Source organism: Desulfobacter sp. (assembly GCF_050177295.1).
The window spans coordinates 1-6,903 of the sequence record NZ_JBFXHE010000234.1 but is presented as its reverse complement, the minus strand read 5'-3'; the positions used below and the strand labels follow the sequence as shown (position 1 = coordinate 6,903).

At 49.3% G+C, this 6,903-nt stretch carries 7 protein-coding genes; 6 read left to right on the top strand and 1 reads right to left on the bottom strand.

Features of this window, described 5'->3' with window-relative positions:
* The 4 genes from AB7U36_RS15260 to AB7U36_RS15245 form a co-directional block, all read left to right on the top strand.
* Positions 1-737 (top strand): response regulator (locus AB7U36_RS15260; RefSeq protein ID WP_428160576.1); only part of this gene is annotated, 737 nt, incomplete at its 5' end.
* A gap of 51 nt (positions 738-788) precedes the next feature.
* Positions 789-1,814 carry an FAD:protein FMN transferase gene (locus AB7U36_RS15255; protein ID WP_428160575.1) on the top strand — a complete coding sequence of 342 codons (1,026 nt, stop codon included), beginning with the start codon at positions 789-791 and terminating at the stop codon, positions 1,812-1,814.
* Positions 1,815-2,019: 205 nt separating this feature from the next.
* Positions 2,020-2,226, top strand: coding sequence for a cold-shock protein (locus AB7U36_RS15250; protein ID WP_428160574.1), 207 nt, complete (start codon positions 2,020-2,022; stop codon positions 2,224-2,226).
* 174 nt (positions 2,227-2,400) lie between these two features.
* Complete coding sequence (locus AB7U36_RS15245) at positions 2,401-2,583, top strand: DEAD/DEAH box helicase (RefSeq protein ID WP_428160577.1); 183 nt, start codon at positions 2,401-2,403, stop codon at positions 2,581-2,583.
* 122 nt (positions 2,584-2,705) lie between these two features.
* Here the strand turns inward: AB7U36_RS15245 and AB7U36_RS15240 are convergent, their stop codons facing one another.
* Positions 2,706-3,635, bottom strand: a complete 930-nt coding sequence (locus AB7U36_RS15240; RefSeq protein WP_428160573.1) for a TIGR01212 family radical SAM protein — start codon at positions 3,633-3,635, stop codon at positions 2,706-2,708.
* 184 nt (positions 3,636-3,819) lie between these two features.
* Between AB7U36_RS15240 and mnmG the strand changes: the two genes are divergently transcribed.
* Complete coding sequence (gene mnmG / locus AB7U36_RS15235) at positions 3,820-5,703, top strand: tRNA uridine-5-carboxymethylaminomethyl(34) synthesis enzyme MnmG (protein WP_428160572.1); 1,884 nt, start codon at positions 3,820-3,822, stop codon at positions 5,701-5,703.
* Positions 5,704-5,816: 113 nt separating this feature from the next.
* On the top strand, positions 5,817-6,770 hold the full coding sequence (locus AB7U36_RS15230) for a DnaJ C-terminal domain-containing protein (protein WP_428160571.1): 954 nt from the start codon (positions 5,817-5,819) through the stop codon (positions 6,768-6,770).
* Positions 6,771-6,903 lie beyond the last annotated feature (133 nt).

The following is a 6,903-nucleotide window of genomic DNA, read 5'->3' as shown; positions in this document are numbered from 1 at the left end:
AAGCAGAAAAAGAGCTTCAAATAAAAGAGAGCGCCATCGCAGCATCAATCAATGCAATCGCCATTGCTGATCTCCACGGCAATCTTACCTACGTGAATCAATCCATTCTTTCATTATGGGCACACGAAAATGAAAAGGACGTCCTTGGAAAACCGATGATAAACTTCTGGCAATCCAAAGATGAGGCTCTAACGTTTATGGAAAATTTGCAAAAAACGGGAAAATGGCTTGGAGAAATGCGGGCCAGAAATAAAGACGGGAAAACATTCGTGGCCCAGGTTTCATCCGGAATGGTTTACGCTAGGGATGGCCAGCCTCTTTGCATAATGGCCTCGTTTTTAGATATTACGGAAAAGCATAAATATGAAAAACAGCTAAGCCAAACCCAGAGATTAGAGGCCATCGGAACCCTTTCCGGTGGTATTGCCCATGATTTTAACAACATTCAGGTCGTTACATACACAAATAGTGAGGACGCCCTGGAAGCATTCAGATCTGGTCCGGAGAAATTCGATCTGGTCATTACAGATATGGCAATGCCGAAAATGTCGGGAGATAAACTGGCTGTAGAATTGATCACCATACGCCCTGATATCCCAGTATTGCTTTGCACCGGTTTCAGCAAGGCTATGACAGATGAAAAAATTCACGCCATGGGAATCAAGGGGTTTTTGATGAAACCGATTGTGACGAATGATCTTGCCCAGAAAATACGGGAATTGCTGGATAAGAAATAATTCTTTTATAACTGAACCAGGAGAAAAATATCCATGCCTGAAACCAAGTATATGACAACTTTTATTTTTGCACTGATGCTGCTTATAGGAACAGCCCTGCTTTCGCCTGCCCAGTCTTTGGCAACCCAGGAATATGTGTTTACCGGCCAGACAATGGGTACTACCTATTCCATTAAGCTGGTTTCTGCCAAACCGCTGTCGGAAAGCTTATGGCAGGAAAAAATTGATCTGCGCTTAAAACAGGTCAATTCCCGTCTGTCCATGTATCAGAAAGACAGTGAACTGTCCCGGTTCAATGCTGCGCCAAAGGACCTGCCTTTCCGGGTTTCCGCGGATTTCTACCAGGTTCTTGAACAATGCAGGGACCTGTATGCCCTGACCTTTGGGGCCTGGGACGGCACGGTCAAACCCTTGGTGGACCTGTGGGGATTCGGCATAAAGGGACGGCGGGACACGCCGCCTGAACCGGAAGAGATAAAAGCACTACTTAAGAATATTGGCTTTAACAAGCTTGACATCGGGGACCATTTCCTGACCAAGACAATGCCCGGCATAACACTGGATTTAGGCTCCATTGCCAAAGGGTATGGCGTGGATGAGATTGCCCGCCTGATCAGGGAAGGCGGGGTTGAGAACTATCTTGTGGAAATCGGCGGAGAACTGGCCGGTGCCGGGGAGAACAAGCATCGCAAAGCATGGATCGTGGGCATCGCAAACCCCGAAAAAGGCATTTTGAATTCAGGGCTGTACAAAGAAGTGCGCCTGGATAACAAGGCCATTGCCACCAGCGGCAATTACAGAAACTATTTTGAAAAAAACGGGCACATCTACTCCCACATTATCAGCCCTAAAACCGGGTATCCGGTTGAAAACGCGGTGGTATCGGCATCGGTTATTTCAGATACCTGCACCCGGGCTGATGGGCTTGCCACAGCACTTATGGTCATGGATACCGACAAGGCCATTGCCCTTATCAACACCCTTGACAACACCGAATGCCTGATCATCCGCCAGGACGGGAAGAAAAAAACAGCGCTGCGGTCATCCGGCTTCAAGTCCTATGAAATCGGTTTCTAATCCTTTCACCGTCCCCGATGCTGTCGAATAATTGCCTTGCCTGCAATAATATGCTTGACATTCTTCCTTTTTCCAGTATGATGCGAGAAATGCATGTTTTGTGTGTGCATATGTTCCTTCCTTAAGGTGTATATCTCAAATTTTATGTGATTGCTCCCAAAGTTAGAAGCAAATTTTCATTTTTTTTATTTAGGAGACTGCCGACATGGCAAAAGGTACTGTAAAGTGGTTTAGCGAAAGTAAAGGTTTTGGTTTTATCGAAGTAGAAGATGGTGGGAAAGACGTCTTTGTGCATCACTCAGGCATTAACGCACAAGGATTTAAAACCCTGAATGAAGGCGATCATGTCACATTCGACATTGAGCAGGGCCCCAAAGGGCCTTCTGCTGCAAATGTTGTAGTTCAGTCGTAGTTCAATAGCAGACCACTTTTATTTATAACTGCCATGGTCAAACCCGGTTTGTGTGACCGGGTCTGTGTTCGGCAGACATGAGAGGGCTTTGGACTATTCCATAGGCTTTCATTTGAACAGTCACTAAAGCCCCTGAGGATTCTGTTCTCAGGGGCTTTTTTGCATTTGGCCGTCATGGTCAACCCAGCCGAGTTTAACATCCTTAGCAATCTTGCAATTCCCCCCATCCTTGACGGGAAAGATATCCTTGGCCTGGCCCAAACCGGTACCGGAAAAACCGTTGCCTTTGTGCTGCCCATTCTCCAGCACTTGCTCAAAAAACCCAGTACCCACCTGCGGCGTCTCCGTCAGCATTAATCATGGCTCCCACCCGGGAACTGGCAGAGCAGATTCATGAAAGTATTAAGATGAATCAAAAGGCCCTGACCCTTAAGGGGGTTGAAGGTATGACTTAATGAAATTAAAGAATGGTGCGGAATTTAAATCCGGCATTTTCCCTGGTACGAATCCCTGGTTTCCAGGGTATGCTGGATCATGTTGAATGTCTCTCTGTACCGGGTTGACCACAACGGAGCCACGAGTTCATCAGGATGGGGGTCCCCTGTGAGCCGCTGGATAATCAGGGAGTTGGGCAACTGCTCCAGAAAATCGCAGACCAGATCCACATAGGCCTGCTGTTCTAAAGGCGTATACCGGCCCTGGCCATACATCTTATCCAAAGCAGTACCCCGGATCACATAAAGCAGGTGAATTTTTACGCCGTTTACCCCCAAGTCTCCCAGAATCCGGGCGTTTTCAAGCATCATGGCCCTGGTTTCTCCGGGCAGGCCCAGAATAATATGGGCGCAGACATTGAGCTTTTTTTTAGGTGCAGCCAGGGCCACGGCCGCTTCAAAGGCCTTAAAGTCATGTCCCCGGTTGATCAGGGCAAGGGTGGCGTCATGGGCGGACTGAAGCCCGTACTCCAGCCAGATGAGATAATCCTTTGTGTAGGCGTCAAGCAGATCAATTTTTGCTTTATCCACACAGTCGGGCCGGGTGCCCACGGCCATGCCCACCACACCCTCACAGGACAGGGCTTCGTCATATAAGGCTTTAAGATGATCCACCGGGGCATAGGTATTGGTAAAAGACTGGAAATAGGCAAGAAATTTTCCGGCCTTGTATTTTTTTATCGCCCCGATCTTGCCGGCCTCAATCTGCTGGGAAATGGAAAGCCCCCTGGCAAACGCCCCGGTACCCGATCCTTTTGCATTGCAGTAAATACACCCGGACCTGGACAGAGTGCCGTCCCGGTTGGGACAGGTCAACCCGGCATCCACGGAAATTTTCTGCACCCGCTCACCAAACAGGCTGCGAAGATACGCATTATAATCCGAATATCGTTTTATTCGGTCAGCATCTGCCAAATTATTCCTCCATTCCATCCTTTTGCTTTCATGGGGTCACCCCTGAAGGCCAGTTTCTTAACATACAGATTACAGATGAATTTGCCAAGGTGAAGATTAACAGCGAAAGCTTGACCAAAAGCGGGCAGGCATTATATTTAATCCCTGTAAAAAAGTTTGGTATCTGTCTGGAAATAAGGATTTTATGAACATTTTTAGAAACACATATGATGTCATTGTGGTGGGTGCAGGACACGCCGGGTGCGAATCGGCCCTGGCCGCGGCCCGCATGGGCTGCGATACCCTGCTGCTCACCATTGACATGGATAAAATTGCAGCCATGCCCTGCAGTCCCTCCATCGGCGGTACGGCCAAGGGACAGCTGGTCAAGGAAATTGATGCCCTTGGCGGCTGGATGGCAAAGGTATCAGATTCTTCGGCTATCCAGTACCGTACCCTGAATACCCGTAAAGGACCGGCGGTCCAGTCCACCCGGACCCAAAATGACAAGAACATGTATTCACGGCACATGAAGCATGTCCTGGAAAAGGCGGAAAACCTGGATCTTAAGCAGGCCATGGTGGAATCTTTGATCATTGAACACAATGAAATCAAAGGCATTGCCGACAATACCGGATTTGAGTATTTTGCGCCCTGCGTGGTCATTACCACAGGCACATTTCTGCGGGGCACCGTCCATATCGGGTCCTCCAGAATCCAGGCCGGACGTGCCGGAGAATTTGCTTCCACCGGACTGGCCCTGAGCCTTGAATCCATGGAACTTGAGATGGGCAGGATGAAAACCGGCACCCCGCCGCGCCTCCATGCCGATTCCATTGATTTTTCAAAATTCAATGTCCACGGATCTGACGAGGTGATCAACCCCTTTTCCTATTCCACCACCAAGGTGACAACCCCCATGCTGCCAAGCTTCATGGGCCAGACCAACCCGGACACCCATGCCGTGATCCGCAACAATTTGAAGTATTCGGCCCTGTACGGCGGGTATATCAAGGGCCGGTCCGCCAGGTACTGCCCCTCCTTTGAAGACAAGGTGGTAAAATTTCCTGACCGGGATTCCCACCATGTGATCCTGGAATATGAAGGCATAGATTCCAAAGAAATTTATGCGTCAGGCCTGGGCAACAGCCTTCCCCTTGACATCCAGTACCAGGTGGTACGCTCGGTAAAAGGCCTGGAGCAGGCCCAGATCATGCGCCCCGCCTATGCCATTGAATACGATTATGTGTCACCGCTTGAGCTGACACCGGCCCTTGAAACCAAAAAGGTCAAAGGGCTGTTCCTGGCCGGGCAGATCAACGGCACGTCAGGTTATGAAGAGGCCGGGGCCCAGGGGCTGTGGGCCGGTGCCAATGCCGCGGCAAAAATACTTGGCCGCCCGCCTTTTATTCTGGACCGGTCCCAGGCTTATATGGGGGTCATGGTGGATGACCTTGTCACCCGGGGCACCCAAGAACCCTACCGCATGTTCACGTCAAGGGCTGAATACCGGCTGCTGCTCAGGGAAGATAATGCAGATCTGCGTCTGGCCCGGATCGGTTATGAGTACGGTTTGACAGACAAGATGCGCCTGGATGAGGTTTCCCGGATCAAGGCAGCCACAGAAAAAGAACTTGAACGGCTCAGCCGGACCGTGATCAAACCCGGTGATGAAACCAATGCCTTTCTTGCCGGACACAACTCCAATCCCATTGACACAGGTGTCCCTTTAACCCAGTTGCTCAAACGTGCGGAGCTGAGTTACGACCTTTTAAAGCAGATTGCCCCGGCTCCCGAACCTGTCCAGGACCGCGCAGCCCGGCAGGTGGAAATTGAAATTAAATATGAAGGATATATCCGGCGCCAGTATAATGAAATTAAAAAATTTGAAGACCTGGAACGAATAAAAATTCCCCCTGAATTTTCCTTTGATGCGGCCCATGGCCTGTCCAATGAGATCAGGGAAAAGCTCAACCGGATCAATCCTGCATCCCTGGGCCAGGCATCCCGCATTGACGGCATGACCCCTGCGGCCATTTCCGTTCTCATGGTTGCCATTACCGCATTCAGGCAAAACCGGCCCCTTTGATGCAAACTAAGGGCTGTCTTCCCCTTGACTTCAACGAGCTGCGCCTTATTTTTATTACACATTTGTACGAAAGAAACAACCATACAGCTAAACGTAAAGGAATCAGATATAACATGGCGCAAGATTATTACAAAACGCTTGGAATAGATAAAACTGCAACAGCTTCCGACATTAAAAAGGCCTACAGAAAACTGGCCCTCAAATACCACCCGGATAAAACCAAAGGGGACAAGGCCCTGGAAGATAAGTTTAAAACCATTTCCGAAGCCTACGCGGTTCTCAGTGACCCTGAAAAAAGAAAACAGTATGACACTTACGGGTCTGCCGATTTCCAGCAAAAATTCTCCCAGGAGGATATTTTCAGAAATTTTGATCTGGGCGATATTCTTAAGGAGTTTGGTTTCGGAGGCGGCGGGGTCAACCGGTCCGGCGGCTTTTCCGCTTCATTTGGACAGGGGGGGGCAAAGACCTCGTTTTCCGGCATGGGGGGCAATCCATTTTTCCAGAACGCGAGGGCTGGGGGGGGCGGTCGCAAAGCCCCGGCCCGGGGCAACGACCTGGAATATGAAATCCCTTTAACCCTGGACGAACTGACTAATGGTGTCGGCAAGACCATCACCATTTCCCAAAACGGCCAGACCAAGGCCATTGAGGTGAAAATTCCCAAAGGCCTGACCCAGGGCAAAAAAATACGGCTGGCCGGCAAAGGGGAACCTGGTACCGGCGGCGGTCCTGCCGGCAACCTGTACATCAAATCCAGCCCGTCCCTGCCCCAGGGCATTACCCTGGAAGGCAATGACATCCTGATGACAAAAGACATCAGGCTCACCCAGGCCCTTTTAGGGGGCAAGGTTGAAGTGAACACCCCTTCAGGAAAAACCATAAATCTGACATTGCCGCCGGGAACCGGACACAAGGCAAAAATGCGTCTGCCGGGCATGGGAATCCCCCATATGAAAGGAAATGGTTGCGGAGATCTCTATGTTGTGGTTAATATAGTCATGCCAAAGGTTTTGGATCCAAAACAGCAAAAACTAATCAAGGAACTAAAGGAAACAGGGTTATAATTTAAAATTATAGTGTTCCAGAAAAATAAATTGGACTCTCTTGGAAGATGATTTATTATGTATTTTCAGGCAATAACTCGATGTTCGAGTTTTTTTTAGTTGACTTTTCAAGAGTACTATTTGCCAAGGCTTT